The 1444-nt window shown below is 70.2% G+C and carries 1 protein-coding gene; it reads left to right on the top strand.

The features are described from left to right. Positions 1-81: 81 nt before the first annotated feature. Positions 82-1332 (top strand): IS701 family transposase, encoded by a 1251-nt coding sequence (locus tag ACFV6I_RS39635; RefSeq protein WP_380431160.1) that lies wholly within the window; start codon positions 82-84, stop codon positions 1330-1332. Positions 1333-1444 lie beyond the last annotated feature (112 nt).

Below are 1444 nucleotides of genomic sequence, written 5' to 3'. Positions count from 1 at the left end.
AGTAGGGCTTGGTCAGGTCTGTGCGGTAGTGGCGTGTCTGTTGGTGGGTTGTGTCGTTGGTGGTGTGTGACACCTGAGGAGATGGCCGGGGTCCGGGAGGACCTGGCGGCGTTCACGGCGGAGATGTTCGAGGCGTTCACGCGCGCGGATCAGCATCGCTGGGGGCAGGCGTATGTACGGGGACTGCTGCTGGACGGGCGGCGCAAGTCGGTGGAGCCGATGGCCGCGCGGCTTGGTGAGGACGGCAACCGGCAGGCGCTGGCGCACTTCGTGACCACCAGCCCGTGGGACCCGGCGCATGTGCGGGCCCGGCTGGCCTGGAGGATGCAGGCCGAGCTGAAGCCGACGGCGCTGATCATCGACGACACGGGGTTCCTCAAGGACGGTGACGCCTCCGCGTGCGTGTCGAGGCAGTACACCGGGACCGCGGGCAAGGTGACCAACTGCCAGGTGGGCGTCTCGCTGCACCTGGCCACCGACCACGCCTCCGCCGCCGTCGACTGGCGGCTGTTCCTCCCCAGGCCCTGGGACCCGGCCTCCGACAAGGCCGACCCGCTCAAGGTGGCCCGCCGCCAGCGGTGCGGCATCCCGGCGGACCTGGGGCATGTGGAGAAGTGGCAGCTCGCACTGGACATGATCGACGAGACCCGTTCCTGGGGCGTGCACGTCCCTCTGGCCGTTGCGGACGCCGGCTACGGCGACACGGCCGCGTTTCGGCTGGGTGTGAACGAGCGCGGGATGAACTACGTCGTGGGTATCTCCACCACCCTCAGCGCCCAGCCGGGCTCCGCCCGGCCCCTCACCCCGCCCTACAGCGGGACCGGACGGCCGCCGGTGGCCCGGTATCCCGATCCGGCGAAGAGCGTGAAGACGCTGGTCATCGAGGCGGGACGCGGTGCGGCCAGGCCGGTTTCCTGGCGCGAGGGCTCACGCCCGGGAAGGGGCCGCACCGGGTGCAAGCGCATGTACTCGCGGTTCGTCGCGCTGCGGATCCGCCCCGCCGGACGGGAGGTCCGCGACCGGGCCGACGGTGCGGAACTCGCCGAGTGCTGGCTGCTGGCCGAGTGGCCCGCCAAGGAGCCCGAGCCGGTGCAGTTCTGGCTCTGCGACCTGCCCGCCGACACCCCGCTGACCACCCTGGTCCGCCTGGCCAAACTCCGCTGGCGCATCGAGCACGACTACCGGGAGATGAAACAGGCCCTGGGACTCGCCCACTTCGAGGGCCGCACCTTCAACGGCTGGCACCACCATGTCACCCTCGTCGCCCTCGCCCACGCCTTCTGCACCCTGCGGAGGCTGGCCCGTGCCCCAAAAGAAACGGCACCGGCCTGAGTCTCTACCAGGTCGTCCGCGAAATGCAGTTCCTCCTCGCAACCTGGGCCGGCGCCTGCCCCACCTGCCACCGCGACATACCCAAATCCATACAAACCTGACCAAGCCCTAC

It is taken from the genome of Kitasatospora sp. NPDC059803, from assembly GCF_042732255.1.
Lineage (GTDB): Bacteria > Actinomycetota > Actinomycetes > Streptomycetales > Streptomycetaceae > Kitasatospora.
The sequence above is the reverse complement of the archived record's forward strand: the minus strand, read 5'-3'. Positions and strand labels throughout refer to the sequence as shown.